This is a genomic window from Propioniciclava sp. MC1683 (assembly GCF_014164675.1).
In the GTDB taxonomy this organism is placed as follows: Bacteria; Actinomycetota; Actinomycetes; order Propionibacteriales; family Propionibacteriaceae; genus Propioniciclava.
Window position 1 is genome coordinate 35,999 of the sequence record NZ_JACJFX010000010.1, and the last position, 18,176, is coordinate 54,174.

18 protein-coding genes and 1 pseudogene are annotated in these 18,176 nt (G+C 71.6%); 3 read left to right on the forward strand and 16 right to left on the reverse strand.

The annotated features are described in order from the left end of the window. Positions 1 to 3: 3 nt before the first annotated feature. The 7 genes from H5397_RS08470 to tsaE are packed head-to-tail and all read right to left on the reverse strand — an operon-like array spanning position 4 to position 6,211. Complete coding sequence (locus H5397_RS08470) at positions 4 to 921, reverse strand: hypothetical protein (RefSeq protein ID WP_182816547.1); 918 nt, start codon at positions 919 to 921, stop codon at positions 4 to 6. After that, entirely contained in the window at positions 921 to 2,102 is a 1,182-nt protein-coding gene (locus H5397_RS08475; RefSeq protein ID WP_182816549.1) for a UDP-N-acetylglucosamine pyrophosphorylase, read from the reverse strand. The genes H5397_RS08470 and H5397_RS08475 overlap by 1 nt, the downstream gene beginning before the upstream one ends. 51 nt (positions 2,103 to 2,153) lie before the next feature. Beyond that, positions 2,154 to 3,113 (reverse strand): DMT family transporter, encoded by a 960-nt coding sequence (locus tag H5397_RS08480; protein WP_182816551.1) that lies wholly within the window; start codon positions 3,111 to 3,113, stop codon positions 2,154 to 2,156. Next, positions 3,113 to 4,156 (reverse strand): tRNA (adenosine(37)-N6)-threonylcarbamoyltransferase complex transferase subunit TsaD, encoded by a 1,044-nt coding sequence (gene tsaD / locus H5397_RS08485; protein ID WP_182816553.1) that lies wholly within the window; start codon positions 4,154 to 4,156, stop codon positions 3,113 to 3,115. The genes H5397_RS08480 and tsaD overlap by 1 nt, the downstream gene beginning before the upstream one ends. After that, a complete protein-coding gene (locus H5397_RS08490) occupies positions 4,153 to 4,599 on the reverse strand; it encodes a GNAT family N-acetyltransferase (protein ID WP_182816555.1) in 447 nt (148 codons plus the stop codon). The genes tsaD and H5397_RS08490 overlap by 4 nt, the downstream gene beginning before the upstream one ends. Beyond that, positions 4,596 to 5,240 carry a tRNA (adenosine(37)-N6)-threonylcarbamoyltransferase complex dimerization subunit type 1 TsaB gene (tsaB, locus tag H5397_RS08495; protein ID WP_182816557.1) on the reverse strand — a complete coding sequence of 215 codons (645 nt, stop codon included), beginning with the start codon at positions 5,238 to 5,240 and terminating at the stop codon, positions 4,596 to 4,598. Before tsaB ends, H5397_RS08490 begins: the two co-directional genes overlap by 4 nt. Next, the gene (tsaE, locus tag H5397_RS18830; protein WP_182816559.1) at positions 5,237 to 6,211 is read right to left on the reverse strand and encodes a tRNA (adenosine(37)-N6)-threonylcarbamoyltransferase complex ATPase subunit type 1 TsaE; all 975 of its coding nucleotides are present in this window, start codon (positions 6,209 to 6,211) and stop codon (positions 5,237 to 5,239) included. Before tsaE ends, tsaB begins: the two co-directional genes overlap by 4 nt. A gap of 145 nt (positions 6,212 to 6,356) precedes the next feature. Here tsaE and H5397_RS08505 point away from each other — a divergent pair. Continuing rightward, positions 6,357 to 7,532, forward strand: a pseudogene (locus H5397_RS08505) (glycosyltransferase family 4 protein). A gap of 259 nt (positions 7,533 to 7,791) precedes the next feature. Here H5397_RS08505 and H5397_RS08510 read toward each other — a convergent pair. Next, entirely contained in the window at positions 7,792 to 8,139 is a 348-nt protein-coding gene (locus H5397_RS08510; RefSeq protein WP_182816561.1) for a holo-ACP synthase, read from the reverse strand. 1 nt (position 8,140) lies between these two features. Beyond that, complete coding sequence (glmS, locus tag H5397_RS08515; RefSeq protein ID WP_182816562.1) at positions 8,141 to 9,985, reverse strand: glutamine--fructose-6-phosphate transaminase (isomerizing); 1,845 nt, start codon at positions 9,983 to 9,985, stop codon at positions 8,141 to 8,143. Between glmS and coaA the strand changes: the two genes are divergently transcribed. Then, positions 9,984 to 10,970, forward strand: a complete 987-nt coding sequence (gene coaA, locus H5397_RS08520; protein WP_182816564.1) for a type I pantothenate kinase — start codon at positions 9,984 to 9,986, stop codon at positions 10,968 to 10,970. The two genes, glmS and coaA, sit on opposite strands and share 2 nt — an antisense overlap. A 12-nt stretch (positions 10,971 to 10,982) precedes the next feature. On the opposite strand, the gene H5397_RS08525 is transcribed toward coaA, so the two are convergent. The 4 genes from H5397_RS08525 to rplM are packed head-to-tail and all read right to left on the reverse strand — an operon-like array spanning position 10,983 to position 14,054. After that, entirely contained in the window at positions 10,983 to 11,720 is a 738-nt protein-coding gene (locus H5397_RS08525) for a hypothetical protein (RefSeq protein WP_182816566.1), read from the reverse strand. Then, a complete protein-coding gene (gene glmM / locus H5397_RS08530) occupies positions 11,717 to 13,069 on the reverse strand; it encodes a phosphoglucosamine mutase (RefSeq protein ID WP_182816568.1) in 1,353 nt (450 codons plus the stop codon). Before glmM ends, H5397_RS08525 begins: the two co-directional genes overlap by 4 nt. A gap of 5 nt (positions 13,070 to 13,074) precedes the next feature. Further along, positions 13,075 to 13,593: a 30S ribosomal protein S9 gene (gene rpsI, locus H5397_RS18180; RefSeq protein WP_182816570.1), complete on the reverse strand. Its 519-nt coding sequence runs from the start codon at positions 13,591 to 13,593 to the stop codon at positions 13,075 to 13,077. Between the two features lie 17 nt (positions 13,594 to 13,610). Further along, positions 13,611 to 14,054 carry a 50S ribosomal protein L13 gene (rplM, locus tag H5397_RS08540; protein ID WP_182816572.1) on the reverse strand — a complete coding sequence of 148 codons (444 nt, stop codon included), beginning with the start codon at positions 14,052 to 14,054 and terminating at the stop codon, positions 13,611 to 13,613. Between the two features lie 222 nt (positions 14,055 to 14,276). Here rplM and H5397_RS08545 point away from each other — a divergent pair, with 222 nt between their 5' ends. Continuing rightward, entirely contained in the window at positions 14,277 to 16,376 is a 2,100-nt protein-coding gene (locus tag H5397_RS08545; protein WP_182816574.1) for an elongation factor G-like protein EF-G2, read from the forward strand. A 60-nt stretch (positions 16,377 to 16,436) separates the two neighbouring features. On the opposite strand, the gene H5397_RS08550 is transcribed toward H5397_RS08545, so the two are convergent. The 3 genes from H5397_RS08550 to H5397_RS08560 all read right to left on the reverse strand — a co-directional run bounded on the left by H5397_RS08550 (position 16,437) and on the right by H5397_RS08560 (position 18,130). Further along, the gene (locus H5397_RS08550; RefSeq protein ID WP_182816576.1) at positions 16,437 to 16,994 is read right to left on the reverse strand and encodes a GtrA family protein; all 558 of its coding nucleotides are present in this window, start codon (positions 16,992 to 16,994) and stop codon (positions 16,437 to 16,439) included. Between the two features lie 76 nt (positions 16,995 to 17,070). Further along, positions 17,071 to 17,685, reverse strand: coding sequence for a MarC family protein (locus H5397_RS08555; protein WP_182816578.1), 615 nt, complete (start codon positions 17,683 to 17,685; stop codon positions 17,071 to 17,073). 34 nt (positions 17,686 to 17,719) lie between these two features. Further along, positions 17,720 to 18,130 (reverse strand): YccF domain-containing protein, encoded by a 411-nt coding sequence (locus H5397_RS08560; protein ID WP_182816580.1) that lies wholly within the window; start codon positions 18,128 to 18,130, stop codon positions 17,720 to 17,722. Between the last annotated feature and the right edge of the window lie 46 nt (positions 18,131 to 18,176).

Sequence of the window (18,176 nt, forward strand, 5' to 3'; positions counted from 1 at the left end):
CCCTCAGGTGCGGTGTTCGAACTCGGCGTCCTCGTCGTCGGTGTAGAACTGCTGCTTGGTCTCGGGGGGCAGCGAGTCCCCCTCGATGCTGCGCAGGTGGGCCTCGCGCCCGACGCGGCGTTCGGTGGCCCGCTGCTCCATCTCGCGCAGCCGGTCGAGGACGCCGCGTTCGGCCAGCAGCCGACGCCCGGCCTCGTGCAGGGCCCGGTTGCCGGCGAGGAACTCAGCCTCGTCGAACACCTTGCACGCCACCTGGTGGGGGAAGGTGTCGAACCCGACCTGCTCCTCCAGGCGCGAGAACCGCTTGACGATGTAGTCGACCTCCTCGCGCACCATCGGGTTGCGCAGGTACAGCCACTTCCGTTGGCGGATGGCCTCGTCGAGGGCCTCAACCAGGGACTCAGGTGCGTCGTCGGAGGCCAGCACGACGAGGTCGAGGTCGGAGCCATCCACCCGGCCGCCGGTGCTGCTCTCCTGCCGGGCCACGTCGTGGGACATCCCGTACACGACGTCGCCGGCGATGAGCACGCACACGTGCTCGGAGTCGCGCGGCACCCCGGCGATCGACATCACCTCGGTGGTGAACCGCTCGGCCGTGCGCCGCTTGAGGCGGGAGATCCGGACGGTTCGCTTCTCCAGCGCCGTCGCGGCGGCCTCGAGCGCCTCGTCCTGGCCGGGCAGCCCGACCACGGTGTAGGTGAGGAACTCGCGCAGGATCGAGGGCGACAGCCGCGCGAAGCCCTCGACCGTGCGGTCGAGGCGCAGGTAGCGGCGTCCGATCCGGCGCAGGCGGAAGTCGTCGTCGTTGCGGCAGGCCTTCCACAGTCCGAACACCTCTCCCCCGACGGCGGCGTGCAGGTCGGCGCCCGTCAGCGGGCCGCGCTCGGCCAGGACCGACGCGACGGCGTCAAGGTCGACCATCAGCCGCGCAGGTCGAGGGCCGGCAGGAGGTCGGCCGCGTGCGCGAGGCGTCCGTCTATGATGCCCTGCAGCCAGCCCGTGCCGGCCGCGCGGGCCTCGGGAGTGAGGCCCTTCACCGCGGCCAGGTAGCCGGACGCCGGGTCCAGCTCGGCGGCCAGCGCGTCGGGCACCGGCTCCTCGGGCGTCCCGAACACGCCCAGCACGGCGTCCAGGTTCTCCCGCAGCTGGCGGCGTCCCTCATCGGCGTCGTCGAGGTGTCCGACCAGGGCCCGGATGCGCTTGACCCGCTCGGATCGGCCCGACGCGAGCGCCGCGAGCGCCCCCTCGTGGACCAGGTCGCCGAGCTCCTGCGCCGCGAAGAACGGACGCCGCACGCCGCGGTACCACGCTTCGAGCGCGTCGAGGGAGGCCACGTAGGTGAGGTTGCGCCGCAGCAGGCGGGGCAGCTGCTTGTAGGAGTGCTTGGCCAGCGGGCGCACCATACCGGGCGGGGCGTCGGGGATGACGAGGTTGCCGTCGTCGACCATGTCCGAGCGCAGCACCGCGCCGGCCGCCACGACGGTGCCGAAGCCGGTGTAGACCGGGCCCACCGCGCCGCCCTGGCCACCCAGGAAGATCGCGGGCTGGTCGAGCATGACGCCGCGGGCCACGTCACCGAACAGGGACGCCGTGGTCTTGTTCCCGTCGGGGGTGTAGTTGAAGTGGATGTAGGACGAGCCGACCTCGGAGTGGTCCGAGCGCGAGGTGCCGCCCGACATCAGGCAGTCGCAGAAGTTGATCAGGCTGCCCAGCGTCACGAACGGGAACAGGATCGTCTGCTTGAGCCCGACGGTGTGCGCCCCGTTCGCCTCCTCCTCGAGGATCGACCCCTCGCGCACGTGCGCGCCCGAGCCCATGTTCGCCCCGTCGAGGAACACCGCCTTGCTGACGTAGCCGCCCTTGAGGTCGACGTTGGGGCCCAGCTGGGAGCTCTCGACGGTGACCGGGGTCTCGGCGCCGAGCGTGCAACCGGCGGAGACGACCGTGGACGCCCCGCGCAACCGCGTGCCGTTGTGCAGCGTCACCCCGTCGCCGGAGATCTTGTCGACGTCGACGTCCTCGGCGATGTCGACGCTCGTGGGGTTCGGGATGCGCACCCCCTTGTCGAGCAGTGCTTGCAGGGCGGCGTCCCGGTGGCTCATGTCCCGGAATCCTACTGCCGGCCCACGCGCCCGGTGCAGAGGCGGGCGGGGTCAGTCGTCCCGCAGTGCGGTGGACGGTGGCTCGGGCACGGGCACCGGCGGCGCGGCCTCGCCCGAGAGTTCGGCCTCGCGCTCGGCGCGCGACGGAACCTGCGCGACGAGGATGCCGGTCATCATCAGGGCCGCGCCGACGTAGCCGAGGGTGGTGAACCGCTCGCCCAGCAGCAGGGCGCCGCCGACGGCGCCCCAGAGCGACTCCAGCGACATGATCATCGCCGCGATGGACGCCCGGGCGTGCCGCTGGCCCAGCACCTGCAGCGTGAAGGCGACGCCGGTGGACAGGATGCCCGCGAACGCCACCGCCCCGAACGCGGGCAGCAGCCCGGCGAACGCGTCGGGCGACTGGACGACGGCGATCACGTGCGAGACGACCGCCATGACGGCGAACTGGGCCACCGACAGCCGGATCGGGTCCACCCGGCGCGCGAACCGGCCCACGCCGAGGATCTGGAACGTCCAGAACAGGGTGCCGATGAGCACGAGCAGGTCGCCGGCGCCGATGGTGCCGCCGGTCCAGGTCAGCAGGAACAGCCCGGGCACCGCGAGCGCGATGCCCGCCCACGTGAACGCGGTCGTCCTCTGACCGAACAGCACCCCCGCCAGCGGCACCAGCACCATGTAGAGCCCGGTCACGAACGAGGCGTTCCCGGCCGTGGTCTGCTCGATGCCAAGCTGCTGCAGCGTCTGGCCGCCGGTCAGCATCAGGCCGATGAACAGGCCGGGCTTGACCACCGAGCGCCACGCCTGGAGCCGCTCGTGGGGGCTGCGCGCTGCCCGCGTGTCCAGGAACCAGACCAGCGGCAGCAGGGCCAGCACACCCAGGTAGCCGCGGGCGGCGTTGAACGCGTACGCGCCGAGGTGTTCGGCCCCGAGGCGCTGGGCGACGAAGGTGAACCCCCAGATCAGGGAGCAGCCGACCAGCAGCAGGTAGGCGCGGGTGTCCTGCCGCATCAGACCAGCACGGTGGAGATCGGCAGCCCCGAGTTCGCGCCGATGTCGAGCGAGCTGGGCCGGTGCCCGCGGCGCACGACCTCGGCGCCGAGGGCGGCCATCATCGCGCCGTTGTCGGTGCACAGGCCAGGTCGCGGACGCCGCACGGTCACGCCGCGCTCCCCCGCCCGCTCGGCCAGCAGGCCGCGCAGGCGCGAGTTCGCGGCCACGCCGCCCCCGAGCACGATCGTGTCGAGGTCGAAGTGGGCGCACATGTCCATGGCCTTGGCGGTGAGCACGTCGGCGACCGCCTCCTGGAACGAGGCGGCCACGTCGGCCTCGGCGAACGGACGCCCCGCGCGCCGCTCGGTCTCCACCCAGCGCGAGACGGCGGTCTTCAGCCCGGAGAAGGAGAAGTCGAAGCGGTGCTGCTCGAGGTCGTGGCGGGCGGTGAGGCCGCGCGGGAACCGGATCGCCTTCGGGTCGCCCTCGGCCGCGAGCCGGTCGATGACCGGTCCGCCGGGGTAGCCCAGGCCGAGCAGCCGGGCGACCTTGTCGTAGGCCTCGCCCGCGGCGTCGTCGATGGTCGAGCCGACCTCGGTGATCTTCGCCGTGATGTCGTCGACGACCAACAGCGAGGTGTGCCCGCCCGAGACGAGAAGGGCGCCGAAGCGCTCGGGCAGCGGCCCGTGGTCGAGCAGGTCGACCGCGACGTGGCCGACGAGGTGGTTCAGCCCGTACAGCGGCTTGTCGAGGGCGACCGCGAGCGCCTTGGCGGCCGACAGGCCCACGACGAGGGCGCCCATGAGTCCGGGGCCGGCGGTCACGCAGATCCCGTCGACCTCGGACGCATCGACGTCGGCCGCCTCCAGCGCCCGGCGCAGCGTCGGCACCATGGCCTGCAGGTGGGCGCGCGAGGCGACCTCGGGCACGACCCCGCCGAAGCGGACGTGCTGCTCGACCGAGCTCGCGACCTCGTTCGACAGCAGCTCGTGTCCGCGCACGACCGCCACGCCCGTCTCGTCGCAGCTCGACTCGATGCCGATGACCAGCGGTTCGCTCACGATTCCCTCCCCAGGGGCAGCGCCATGACGAGCGCGTCGGCCCCGGCGCCGTAGTAGTTCGCGCGGCGCGCCAGCGCCACGAAGCCGACCTGCTCGTACAGCGAGATGGCCGGGTCGTTGCCGGCCTCGACCTCGAGCATGACCTGCTGGGCGCCCATGGCGTCGGCCCACTCCAGGCCGGCGAGAACGAGGCGGCGGCCGATGCCGGCGCGGCGGGCGTCGGAGGCGACCACGACCCGGTTCAGGTCCGCGACGTCGGCGACGGCGCTGAAGGTCGCCACCCCGCGGACCGCACCCGCGGCGTCCTTCTCGACCAGGGTGAGGCGGCCGTCGGCGTCCAGCTCGTCGGCCCAGGCCTGCTCGCTCCAGCCGGCGCGGGTGAACGCCTGCTCCAGCTGCATGATCGCGGGCAGGTCGGCGCGGGTGGCGGTGGTGACGATCATCGGGTCCGCCTCAGGGCCAGGCGGGGCGCCCCCAGCGTGGACTTGGTGCGGGTCGGCACCTCGGCGTCGGGCCGGCGCAGGTAGAGCGGCTCGAGCCCGGCGTCGGGCAGGTCGGCGGCGGCCAGCCAGCCGGCGTCGAGCGCGACCGGTCCGGACGCCTCGCCGGCCAGGTGGGCCCCCGGCCCGGCCAGGGGCAGCGCGGGCAGCGTGTCGGGCGCGGACACCTCGGGCCCGGCGACCCGGCGGCCGGTGCCGTCGTAGCGGGCCCAGTAGACCTCCTTGCGGCGGGCATCGCTCACCACGAGGAACTCCTCCGGCGCCCCGGTGGCCGCCCATTCGGCGGCCACGGCGTCCAGCGAGCAGGCCCCGGTGACCGGGACGCCGAGCACCTCGGCCAGCGTCGTGGCGGTGACCACCCCGACGCGCAGGCCGGTGAACGGGCCCGGGCCGACGCCGGCGACCACGCGGTCCACGTCGGCGAGCGCGACCCCGGCCTCGGCGGCGACGCGCTGCACCAGGGGCATCAGCTCCTCGGCGTGCGCGCGGGTGTCGTCGACGGTGGCCGAGGCGGCGATACGTCCGTCGACGGCGAGGGCTGCGGCGACGACCGTCGAGGTGTCGACGGCCAGCGTGGTGCTCATGCGTCCTCCTTCGCCGCGGCCGCGAGCTCGTCGCGGCTCCAGCGCTCCCCCACGCCGGTCAGGAAGACCCAGCGGGTGTCGTCGTCGGGGTCGATCCCCCGGCGGATGTCGATGTCGAGCCGGTCGTCGGCCAGCCCCTCGGCGACGCCGGCGCCCCACTCGACGAGGGTGACCGAGGCGTCCAGGGACGCCTCCAGGTCGATGTCCTCCAGCTCGGCGAACGAGCCGAGGCGGTAGGCGTCCACGTGCACCAGCGCGGGGCCGTCCGCCAGCGGCGGGTGGACGCGCGAGAGCACGAAGGTCGGCGAGATAACCGGGCCGGCGACGCCGAGCCCGGCGCCGATGCCCTGGGTGAGGGTCGTCTTGCCGGCGCCCAGGTCACCGGTGGCGATCACGAGGTCCCCGGCGCGCAGCACGCCGGCGAGCCGGGTGCCCAGCGACCGCATGGCCGCGGCGTCCGGGACCTCGACGGCGACGGGCAGGGACCGCGCCATGACGACGCAGTTGCCCTCGTCGCCGGCCGGCGCGAAGCCGTGGCGGCCCCACCAGGCCTGGATCTGCGGGAACTCCTTGCGCGCGAGCAGCTGCACGCGTTCCTCGCCGGCGGCGGCCAGGTGCTCGAGCACGACCTCGACCAGGAAGGAGGCGACCCCCTGCTCGCGGAACTCCGGCAGCACCCCCACCCGGCCCAGGCGCATCGCGCCGGACTGGCGGGCGGTCATGACCAGACCGGCCAGGGTGTCGTCGATGAAGGCGAGGTAGCCGGTGCCGTGCTCGATGCGCGCCCGCACCGAGGCGAGGTCGTCGGTCAGGGCTTCGGGCCGGTCGCCGACCACGGGCCGGGCCCGGAACGCGGCGTGGATGAGGTCGAGGGCCGCCTCGGCGTCCGCGACCGTGGCCGGGCGCACGGTCAGCACGCGGCCGTCCGGCAGTTCGGCCGCGGCGAGTTCGCGGGCAGCGTCGAGAGTCATGGCAACCTTCGGTGGTGGGAGCGGGCGGGACACGACAGTGCCACCGGGCCGACCCATCGTACTCCAGCGCGGGCGTCACCGGTCGTTCACCGACACGTCATGCAACCGCCCTCGTGCGTGCACCTCGACCGCGTGTCATGGGGGCATGCGGGTCGCGATCATCACCGAGTCGTTCCTGCCCGAGGTGAACGGCGTCGTCAACTCCGTGTTGCGCGTGCTCGACCACCTGGTCGACCACGGCCACGACGTGCTGCTCCTCGCCCCCGAGGCGCCCGGGGCGCCCACCGACTACCGCGGAGTCCCGATCGTGCCGATGGCGTCGCTGGCGTTCCCCGGCTACCAGCAGGTGCGCATCTGCACCACCCCGCAGCTCGCCCTGGAGTGGACGCTGGCCTCCTTCTCCCCCGACGTCGTGCACCTGGCTTCACCGATCAACGTCGGCTACCGCGCCGCGCTGGCCGCCCGCCGGCTCGGGATCCCCTCCGTCGCCGTCTATCAGACCGACGTGCCCGGGTACGCGTCGCGCTACGGCATCTCGGCGCTGGAGGCGTACCTGTGGGCGCGCGTGCGCGGCACACACCAGGCCGCGACCCTGAACCTCGCACCGAGTTCCGCCTCGATCGCCCAGCTCGAGGGCCTCGGGGTCGGCGACCTGCGCCTGTGGGGGCGCGGTGTCGACGGCGAGCTGTTCCACCCCTCCAAGCGTTCGGACGCCCTCCGCGCGGCCTGGGCCCCTGCCGGGGAGCGCATCGTGGGCTAACTCGGACGCCTCGCGCCCGAGAAGCAGGTCGACGACCTGCACGTGCTGGCCGGACTGCCCGGGACGCGCGTCGTCGTGGTCGGGGACGGACCCGAGCTGGCCTCGCTGGAGCAGCGCCTGCCGGACGCCGTCTTCACCGGCTAGCTGCGCGGCGAGGAGCTCGCCGCCGCGGTCGCCTCGTTCGATGTGTTCGTGACCCCCGGCGAGCTGGAGACCTTCGGCCAGACGATCCAGGAGGCCATGGCCTCGGGGCTGCCGGTCGTGGCGCCGGCGTCCGGGGGGCCGGTCGACCTGGTCGACCCGTCGCGCACGGGCTGGCTGTACACCCCCGGCGACCTGCTAGGACTGCGCGAGCACGTGGCCGACCTCGTCGGCGACGACGCCAAGCGCCGCGCCATGGGCCGCTCGGCCCGCGAGGCCACCGAGCCCCGCACGTGGGCGGCGATCTGCGCCCAGCTCGTGGAGCACTACGCCGAGGCGATCGCCCTCAAGCGCGAGCAGGAACACACGGCCCGCCAGATGGCCTTCGCCCTGCGCCACGGCAGGCCGCTGCGCGTCTGACGCCGAGGGCTTGGGTTTGGCACGTCGAGGGCTTGGGTTTGGGACGCCGCTCCGCCGGCGCCGACCCACTGCGCTGGCCAGCCACCACTGGGCTGTCGTTGCAACGCCAGTGGAGTGCCGGAGCGCCAGCCAGGAGGCGGGCGGGCGGCAACTCCCACCGACAGGGACCCGCCCCTTCCTGCGGCCGGGAATCCCAAGCCCTCGTCGCGGAAAACTCAAGCCCTCGGCCCGGAAAACCCAAGCCCTCGGCGCAGAGGGCTCAGCCCTCGCAGACCACCATCGCGACGGCGACGCCGGCGTCGTGGCTGATCGACACGTGCAGCCGGGAGATCCCCAGTTCGGAGACCCGGTCGGCCACGGTGCCGGCGACCAGCAACGAGGGGCGTCCGGTCTCGTCGGAGAGCACCTCGCAGTCGGTCCAGCGCAGGCCCGCCGGGGCCCCCAACGCCTTCGCCAGCGCCTCCTTGGCGGCGAACCGCCCGGCCAGCGTCTGCTCCGACCCCCTGAGCTCGGGCAGCGTGAACACCCGGTCGGTGAAGCCGGGCCGGGCGCACGCCTCGCGAATCCGGTCGATCGAGCAGACGTCGACGCCGATCCCGATGATCACGTCACTCGACCGTGACGGACTTCGCCAGGTTGCGCGGCTGGTCGACGTCGTAGCCCTTCAGCGTCGCCACCTCGCACGCGAAGATCTGCAGCGGCACGGTGGCCAGCAGGGGCTGCAGGAGGGTCGAGGCCTTGGGCAGGCGCAGGATGACGTCTGCGTACGGCTCGACGACGGTGTCGCCCTCCTCCACCAGCACGATCGTGCGGGCGCCGCGGGCGCGCACCTCCTGGATGTTGGAGATGACCTTGTCGTGCAGCTGGTCGCGGCCCTGCGGGGGCACGATCACGAAGACGGGCAGGCCCTCCTCGACCAGCGCGATGGGCCCGTGCTTGAGCTCGCCGGCCGGGAACCCCTCGGCGTGCAGGTACGCGATCTCCTTGAGCTTGAGGGCGCCCTCGAGGGCCACCGGGTAGCCGACGTGGCGTCCGAGGAACAGCACCGACTTCTCGTCGACGAGCTCACGCGCCAGCGCGTGCACCGACTCGGCGTCGTCGAGCACGGCCTGGATCTTGTCGGGCATCGACTCCAGCTCGGCCATGATCGAGGCGATCTCGTCGCCGTACTTGGTGCCGCGCACCTGGGCCAGGTAGAGGCCCAGCAGGTAGCAGGCGGCCACCTGGGTGAGGAAGCCCTTGGTCGAGGCGACGCCGATCTCGGGGCCGGCGTGGGTGTAGAGCACGGCGTCCGACTCGCGCGGGATCGTCGAGCCGTTGGTGTTGCAGATCGCGATCACCTTGGCGCCCTGCTCACGCGCGTGGCGCACGGCCATCAGGGTGTCGGCGGTCTCGCCCGACTGGGAGATCGTGACGACCAGCGTGCGCGGGGTGATGATCGGGTCGCGGTAGCGGAACTCGGAGGCGATCTCGACCTCGCAGGCCACCCGCGTCCAGTGCTCGATGGCGTACTTGGCCACCAGACCGGCGTAGTAGGCCGTGCCGCAGGCGACGACGACGATCTTGTCGATGGTGCGCAGCTCGGTCTCGGAGATGCGGATCTCGTCCAGCGTCAGGCGGCGGTCGGCGTCGAAGCGGCCCAGCAGGGTGTCGGCGACCGCGCGCGGCTGCTCGTAGATCTCCTTGCGCATGAACCAGTCGTAGCCACCCTTCTCGGCGGCCGAGAGGTCCCAGTCGACGTGGAAGGGCTTGCCCTCGGTCTCGTTGCCGTCGAAGTCGGTGACCCGGTAGCCGGACGCCGTGACCTCGACGACCTCGTCCTGGCCCATCTCGACGGCCTCGCGGGTGTGCTCGATGAAGGCGGCCACGTCGGAGGCGACGAACATCTCGCCCTCCCCCACGCCGACGACCAGCGGCGAGTTGCGGCGGGCGGCGACGAGGGTGCCGGGCGAATCCTTGTCCACCGCGACCAGAGTGAACGCGCCCTCCAGACGGCGGGCCACCGAGCGCAGCGCGTCGGCGAGGGACGCCCCGCCCTCGACCTCGCGGCCGACCAGGTGGGCGGCCACCTCGCTGTCGGTCTCGGAGCGGAACTCGACGCCGGCGGCCTGCAGCTCGGCCTTGAGCACGGCGAAGTTCTCGATGATGCCGTTGTGGACGAGCGCCACGCGCCCGTTCGACGAGATGTGCGGGTGCGCGTTGGCGTCGGACGGCGCGCCGTGGGTGGCCCAGCGGGTGTGCCCGATGCCCAGGTTCGCGTCGGGGATCGGCGTCTCGTCGAGCTCGGCCTCGAGGTTCAGCAGCTTGCCGGCCTTCTTGGCCGAGGCGATGCCGTCGGAGCCGACCAGGGCGATGCCGGCCGAGTCATAGCCGCGGTACTCCATGCGCCGCAACGCGTCCACGAGCACCTTCTGCGCACCTTGGGGGCCCACATAGCCGATAATTCCGCACATGGGATTCAGCGTAGCGCCCGCCAACCCGGCCCCCGGACACGAGCCCGTCGACGAATTCGGGCCGTACGTCCTGGCCGATCGGGGCAAGTGGGCCGAGCTGGCCGAGCAGATGCCGGTCAGCCTGTCCGAGGAGACCCTCCGGGGCGTCCGGTCACGCCTCGACACCATCGACCTGGCCCAGGTGCGGGACGTCTACCTGCCCCTGACCGAGCTGGTGAACCTCTACGTCATGCACACCGGGCACCTCTACCGCGCCACCCACGAGTACCTCGGGCTGAAGGAGCGCCGCACCCCGTTCGTCATCGGCGTCGCCGGGTCGGTGGCGGTCGGCAAGTCCACCACGTCGCGCCTGCTGGTCGAGCTCCTGCACCAGCTCCCCGGACGCCCCAAGGTCGACCTGATCACCACCGACGGCTTCCTGATGCCCAACGCCGAGCTGCAGCGCCGCGGGATCATGCACCGCAAGGGGTTCCCGCAGAGCTACGACCGCGGCGCCCTGCTGCGCTTCGTGATGGACGTGAAGTCCGGCGCGCCCGAGGTCTCGGCCCCGGTCTACAGCCACCTGACCTACGACATCGTGCCGGGCGAGTTCATCACGGTCCGCCAACCCGACATCCTGATCGTGGAGGGCCTCAACGTCCTGCAGCCCGCGCGCCGGCGCAAGTCGGGACACGCGTCCCTGGCCGTCAGCGACTTCTTCGACTTCTCCGTCTACGTCGATGCGGCCGAGTCCGACCTGCGCGCCTGGTACCTGGAGCGGTTCATGGCCCTGCGCGAGAGCGCGTTCCTCGACCCGCGGTCCTACTTCACCCGGTTCGCGAAGATGGACGCCGACGCCGCGCAGGCCTACGCCGAGAACATCTGGGACACCATCAACGGCCCCAACCACGTGCAGAACATCCTGCCCACGCGGGGGCGGGCGACGGCGATCCTGCGCAAGGACTCCGACCACGACATCGAGTGGATCCGGATCCGCAAGACGTAGCCGGCACGCGCCTCAGCGGCGGCGGGCCTCCAGCGCGTTGACCACGAGCAGCGGCAGCCCGCCGAGCAGCACCGCACCGAGCACGACCCACGGGTTGTCGAGCAGGTCGGTCAGCCCGCCGACGAGCACGGACGCCCAGGCCACCAGCGAGCCGAGCGCCAGGCTCGCCCAGTGGCGCAGCCGCCACGTGCGGGACGCCCGGGCGAGGCCGTGGGTGGTCATGCTCGCCACGCCCAGCCCGACGGCCAGCAGCACGGCGAGGACGGCGCCGCTGAACGACGGTGCCGACACCGCCCAGACGAGCAGCATGAGGGCGAGCCCGATGGTGAACGTGCCGCGCAGGGAGGCGTCGTCGGCGTCCCGGGCGGGGTCGATGGACAGCTTCGTGCCGGCGCGCAGGGCGAGCAGCACGAACGGCAGCATGGCGGCCAGAGCCGCGACGACGGCGAACCACCACGGCAGGGACACCTGCGGGGCGGCCGCGCTCGCGAGCATCAGCAGGACGTAGGGGGCGACCGAGGCGTACCCGTAGGCGCCGCGCCACGGGTCGTGCAGCGCCCGGCCGAGGTTGGCCAGGTGCCCGACGCCGGTGGCGGCCGCCCACACGAAGAAGGGCAGCAGGGCGGGGAACTGCGACTCGAACCGGAACTGCGGCAGCGTCGCGACCAGCGAGCTGGACAGCACGAACGCGCCCACCAGCAGCGCGGCCATGGCGGCGACGATGGACGAGACGCGCCGGTGGGGGCTCACAGGGCCAGGCGCTCCTCGACGATGGACGCCAACCGCTCGGCCACCTCGGCGGCCTTCTCCTCGGTCTCGGCCTCGACCATCACGCGGACGACGGGCTCGGTCCCGGAGGGGCGTAGCAGGACGCGACCGGAGGTGCCCAGCTCGCGGCCCGCGGCCGTCACGGCGGCGTTGACCTCGGGGTCGATGCCGGCGCGGGCCTTGTTGACGCCCTTGACGTTGATCATCACCTGCGGCAGGCGCTTCATCACGGCGGCGAGGTCGGCCAGGTCGCGGCCGGACGTCACCACCTGCGCGGCGACGTGCAGGGCGGTCAGGACGCCGTCACCGGTCGTCGCGTACTCGCTCATGATCACGTGGCCGGACTGCTCGCCACCCAGGGCGAACCCGTTGGCGTTCATGGACTCCAGCACGTACCGGTCGCCCACCTTGGTCTGGTCGACCCGGATGTCGTGGGCGGCCATGGCCTGCATGAAGCCGAGGTTGCTCATGACCGTGGCCACGACGGTGTCGTTGTGCAGGCGTCCCTGGTCGCGCAGCGCCAGGGCGAGGATGGCGAGGATCTGGTCCCCGTCCACCTCGTTGCCTGCCCGGTCCACGGCCAGGCAGCGGTCGGCGTCCCCGTCGAAGGCGAACCCGAGGTCGGCCTCGAAGTGCTGCACGGCGGCCTTGAGCCCGTCCATGTGGGTCGAACCGGCGTTCTCGTTGATGTTGAGGCCGGTCGGGGCGGCGTTGATCGTGACGACCTCCGCGCCCTGGGCCTCGAACGCGGCCGGGCCGGTGGTGAACGCCGCGCCGTTGGCGCAGTCGAGCACGACCTTCAGGCCGTGGAGGCTGCCCTCGGAACCCAGCGACGAGACCAGGTGCGCGACGTAGTTCTCGATCAGCTCGGGCCGGTCGGTGACGCGACCCACGCGCTCGGCGACGGGGCGCTCCCACTGCTGGCCGAGGCGGGCCTCGATCATGTCCTCCAGGTAGTCGTCGAGCTTGACGCCACCCTTGGCGAAGAACTTGATCCCGTTGTCGGGCATCGGGTTGTGCGAGGCGGACAGCATGACGCCGAGGTCGGCGTCCAGCTCGTTGACCAGGTAGGCGGCGCCGGGCGTGGGGACCACGCCGACGCGGATGACGTCGACCCCGGCGGAGGCCAGGCCGGCCACCACCGCCGCCTCGAGGAACTCGCCCGAGGCACGGGGGTCACGCGCAACGAGGGCCACCGGACGGTGACCCTCGAAGAGCCCGGACTCGCCGAGCACGTGCGCGGCCGCCACCGAGAGCTCGAGAGCGAGCTCTGCGGTGAGGTCGACGTTCGCCTTGCCCCGGACCCCATCGGTACCGAAGAGCCGTGGCATGGGCGTCAGCGCTTGCTGTACTGCGGAGCCTTGCGGGCCTTCTTGAGACCAGCCTTCTTGCGCTCCTTGATGCGGGCGTCGCGGGTCAGCAGACCGGCCTTCTTCAGCGCCGGGCGCGAGGCCTCGGCGTCGACGGCGTTGAGCGCGCGGGCGATGCCGAGGCGCAGGGCACCGGCCTGGCCGGTGATGCCGCCGCCGACGATCTTGGCGATCACGTCGTAGGAGCCCTCAACGGCGGCCGTGACGAACGGCTCGTTGACGGTCTGCTGGTGCAGCTTGTTCGGGAAGTAGTCGTCCAGCGTGCGGCCGTTGATCTTGAACTGGCCGGTGCCGGGGACCAGGCGGACGCGGGCGATGGCCTCCTTGCGGCGGCCGGTGGCCGCGCCGGGGGCGATGACGGCGGGGCGCTCACCGGGGGTGGCGGAGGACGGGGTGCCCTCGGCGCGGTAGGCGATCTCGCGGTCGGCCTCGTCGGTGAACGGCGTGATCTCGTCGAGGACTTCCTCGTTGGTGGTGTCAGTCACTTCTCAAATCCTCTGGGTCACTGGGCGATCTGGGTGATCTCGTACGCCTGCGGCTTCTGCGCGGCGTGAGGGTGCTCCGGGCCCGCGTAGACCTTGAGCTTCTTGATGAGCTGGCGGCTCAGCTTGTTCTTGGGGAGCATGCCCCAGACGGCGCGCTCGACGGCCTGGCGGGGGTCGTTCTCCAGCAGCTCGCCGTAAGGAACCGACTTCAGGCCACCGGGACGGCCGGAGTGACGGTAGGCCAGCTTCGTGGTGGCCTTGTTGCCCGACAGGGCGATCTTGGAGGCGTTGACGACGATGACGAAGTCACCGGTGTCGACGTGGGGGGCAAAGGTCGGCTTGTGCTTGCCGCGCAGCAGCGTCGCGGCGGTCACGGCGAGGCGACCGAGGACGACGTCGGAGGCGTCGATCACATGCCAGTTCCTGGTGATCTCACCAGGCTTCGGAGTGTACGTGGACACGCGGGTAACCCATCTGTCATCGGGGAGCTGGAAGGAACACCACTGGACGCCTCCCCGGACACGTCACAGCGCAACAGCGCCCCACCTTACCGCTGCGCCCGGCGCGCCTCCAAATCGACCTCCGGGGCGTGCAACCGGCCCCCGACACGGCACAACGACACGTTGTAGGAGACATTTCACAATCCCTCGCGCTCGCGGGGCACGAGTGGCAAGGTAGCCCCTATGAGTTCAAAGGTGAACAACGGACAGGTCCAGGTGAACAAGCCGGACGATGTACGCAACGTGGTGCTGGTCGGCACGGCGGGGTCGGGAAAGACCTCGCTGTTCGAGCAGCTGCTGCGGGCGCGCGTCGCCGGCTACAGGGGCGAGAAGGACGACGCCGAGCGTCTCTCCCAGCTCTACCTCGCGTCACTCGTGACGGGTGACGTCTTCGTCAACCTCCTCGACGCCCCCGGGCACGCCGACTTCGTCGGTGAGCTGCGCGCGGGCATCCGGGCCGCGGACGCCGCGATCTTCGTGGTCAGCGCCTCCGACGGCATCGACGGCGCTGCCCAGGCCCTCTGGGAGGAGTGCGCCGAGGCCGGGCTCCCCCGCGTCATCGCGCTCACCAAGCTGGACGCCGCCCACTCCGACTTCGACACCGTCGTGGCCGAGCTGAAGGACAAGTTCGGCGACGGCGTCCTGCCCACGCACGTGCCCGTCGGCTCCGGTGCCGGCATCAACGGCACGGTCGGCGTCCTCTCGCGTCGTTTCCGCGACTACTCCGCCGGTGGCGGCGAGCCCGTCCTCAACGAGCAGGACGAGAGCCACGACGACCTCATCGAGGAGCACCGCAACGCGCTGATCGAGGGCCTCATCCAGGAGGCCGACGACGCCGAGCTGATGGACTCCTACCTCGAGGGTGCCGACCCCGGTCGCGACTACCTCCTCGACGACCTGATGAAGGCGACTTCGGGCGCGAACCTGTACCCGGTCGTCCCCGTCATCCAGTCCTCCGGCCTGGGCACCGAGGAGCTGCTGAGCCTCATCGAGCAGGGCTTCCCGACGCCGAGCACGCACCCGAACCCGACGATGGTGAAGCTGAACGGCGACGAGGTGGGCCCGGCCCCCTCCGACCCCGACGCCCCGCTGGTCGCCCAGGTGATCCGCACGACGACCGACCCGTTCGCGGGCCGCCTGTCGATGGTGCGCATCTACTCCGGCACCCTGCGCACCGACGACGTGGTGCACCTGTCGGGCCACAAGGCGTTCTTCCTCGGCCTCGACCCCGACGAGTACCCCGACCGCGACCAGGAGGAGCGCATCGGCCAGATCCAGCAGGCGCAGGGCGTCGAGCTGAAGCCGAAGGCCTCCGCCATCGCGGGCGAGATCGTCATGCTGCCGAAGCTCGCCGCCGCCGAGACCGGCGACACCCTGTCCGCCAAGGACGACGTGGTGCTGATCCCCAACTGGAAGATGCCCGCCGCGCTGCTGCCGCTGGCCATCAAGGCCGCCACCCGCAACGACGAGGACAAGCTGTCCGGCGCGCTCAACCGCCTCGCGGTGGAGGACTCGACGGTCAAGCTCGGGCGCGGGGCGTCCGACCAGCTGGTGCTGTGGACCACGGGCCAGGCGCACGCCGACCTGCTGCTCAACCGCCTCAAGGACCGCTACGGCGTCAACGTCGAGCAGGAGGAGGTGAAGATCGCCCTGCGCGAGACCTTCACCGCCAAGGCGACGGCGCTCGGGCGCCACGTCAAGCAGTCCGGCGGCCACGGCCAGTACGCCGTGGTGAACATCGAGGTCGAGCCGCTCGAGCGCGGCGCCGGCTTCGAGTTCGTCGACAAGGTCGTGGGTGGCGCGGTCCCGCGCAACTTCATCCCGTCGGTCGAGAAGGGCGCCAAGGCCCAACTCGACAAGGGCGTCATCGCGGGCTTCCCGATGGTGGACGTGCGGGTCACCCTGTTCGACGGCAAGGCCCACTCGGTCGACTCCTCCGACATGGCGTTCCAGATGGCGGCCGCGGCCGCGCTGAAGGAGGCCGCGGTGGTCGGCCGGAACGTCGCGCTGCTCGAGCCCGTCGACCTCGTCACCGTCACCGTGGGCGAGGAGTACATGGGCGCGGTCATGACCGACATCTCCGGTCGCCGCGGGCAGATGCAGGGCACCGACACCGACGGCCGCAAGGTCATCATCTCGGCGCTGGTCCCGCAGCTGGAGCTGTCGCGCTACGCGATCGACCTACGCGGCATCGCCCAGGGCACGGGTACGTTCACGCGGTCGTTCCACGGCTACGAGCTGCTGCCGGGCAACCTGGTGGAGAAGTTCGCCAAGAAGGACTGACGGCGATCAGCACAGTGCGGCGTCCCGGGTCCTCCCGGGACGCCGCAGCCGTCTGTCGGCTCAGGCGTGCTCGGTCGGGGAGGGCTGCAACTGCACCGCGGGCGCCGGCAGGTCGGCGACCGCAGGGTCGGCGTCCACCTCGGGTCGGCGGCGGGGGAAGACCCACAGGCGCAGCATGATGTAGATGTACAGGCCCTCGATGCAGGCGGCGATGACGCGGGCGACCATGAGCGGCACCCCGAGGACGCCCAGGAAGGTGCCGAACCCGAGGATCCAGATCACGTAGTTGCTGATGATCACGAAGGTGTACTTGCTGGACTGCTTGCCCAGGTCGCCGTGCTCGCGGAAGTTCAGCCAGCGGTTGAGGAAGAACGCGTAGACCGACGCCAGCCCGTAGCCGATCGAGAAGGTGATGCCGTAGGGCACGTGCGGCATGTACTGGCCGACGATGGCCAGGAACCCCATGTCGAGCAGGAACGCGCTGCCGTTGATGAACGCGTACCCGATGAACGTGATGGGCAGGACGCGCTGCAGCTTGGCCGGCAGCGCCTCACGGATGCGCGTGGTGAACCGGGCGAACCACTGGGCCGCCGCACCATCGGTGCCGTCTCCGCGCATGGTCCGAAGAATAGGCGCGCCACCCAAGGCGCAGCACCCGTTGCCACCAGTTGGTCGGACGCCCCCGGCCGCGGTCTCAGACCTGCCGCAGGAACGCCAGCACGCCGTCGGCCAGCATCTGAACCGCGATCGCGGCGAGCAGCATGCCGGCCACGCGCGTGAGCAGCACCGTGCCGGAGTTGTGCAGGAACCGCTGGATCGCGCCGGCGAAGCGGAGGAAGACCCAGACCAGCAGCAGCGCCGCGACGAGCGCCAGCCCCACGGTCGCGAAGCCCCACAGCCCGGTCGGACGGGCCTGCTGCACGGCGAGCATCATGGCGACGATCGAGCCGGGGCCCGCCAGGAGCGGGATGCCGAGCGGGACGATTGCGATGTTGGTGGCGCCGGCCTCGGCGACCTCGCCCTCCCCCGCGCCGGTGAGCAACTGCATGGCCACGAGCAGCAGGAGCAGCCCCCCGGAGACCTGGAGGGCCTCGATGGTGATGTGCAGGTAGTCGAGGATGAACCGCCCGAAGATCGCGAACAGGCCGATCACCCCGAAGGCGACCATGGACGCCCCCAGTGCGGCCCGGTGCCGCTCCCGCCGCGACATGCCCCGGGTGAGCCCGAGGAACACCGGCAACAGGCCGGGAGGGTCGAGGATGACGAAGAGGGTGAGCAGCGTGGAGGCGAACAGGTACGGGTCGAGCACAACCCTCTACGCTACATCTTGCGGCCTACGGTTGTCAGATCGTGAAGATCGGTCGCGTTCCCGCCGGAATGGAGTCAGAATCCACGATCTGCTTGCCGAAGGGGAAGCAGGTCACGGGGATCATCTTCAGGTTCGCGATCGCGAGCGGGATGCCGACGATCGTGATCGCCTGCGCCGCCGCCGTGGTCAGGTGGCCGATCGCCAGCCACAGGCCGCCGATGACGAACCAGATGCCGTTCATGAGCGCCGAGCCGGCACCCGAGGTCGGCTTGGTCACGACGGTCTTGCCGAAGGGCCACAGGGCGTAGGTTCCCATCCGGAACGACGCGATCCCGGCCGGGATCGTGATGATGAGCAAGCAGGCCAGCAGCCCGAACAGGAAGTAGCCCAGGGCCAGCCAGATTCCGCCGAAGAGAAGCCAGATGATGTTCAAGATGGCGCGCACCGGAGCGCTCCTTCCATGCGGGGACGCCTCCCAATCTAGTCGGCCG